The organism is Oceanivirga salmonicida, assembly GCF_001517915.1.
In the GTDB taxonomy this organism is placed as follows: domain Bacteria; phylum Fusobacteriota; class Fusobacteriia; order Fusobacteriales; family Leptotrichiaceae; genus Oceanivirga; species Oceanivirga salmonicida.
Genome location: NZ_LOQI01000219.1, coordinates 1 through 289, shown reverse-complemented (window position 1 = coordinate 289; position 289 = coordinate 1). Strand labels below are relative to the sequence as shown.

General features: G+C 30.8%; 1 pseudogene. It reads left to right on the top strand.

Features of this window, described 5'->3' with window-relative positions:
- Positions 1–229: pseudogene (locus tag AWT72_RS09035) on the top strand (preprotein translocase subunit SecY); the annotation flags it as partial.
- Between the last annotated feature and the right edge of the window lie 60 nt (positions 230–289).

The following is a 289-nucleotide window of genomic DNA, read 5'->3' as shown; positions in this document are numbered from 1 at the left end:
ATTTTATCTGGATCAAATACAATTAGGTGAAAGAAGAATACCTATACAGTATGTTGGAAAATCAAGTAGAGGATTTGGACAAGGTCCAAGTTCAGTTGGTAAGAAAACATTTTTACCAATTAAAATTAATACAGCAGGAGTTATGCCAATAATTTTTGCATCTATGCTTATGGCAATACCTGCAGTTATAGTCTCACTTATTAAAAATCTTGAAAAACAAGCTTTTTGACGTAGAATATTAGGACAAACAGGTTGGCTGTACTTATCACTAATCGTAGTATTAATTATA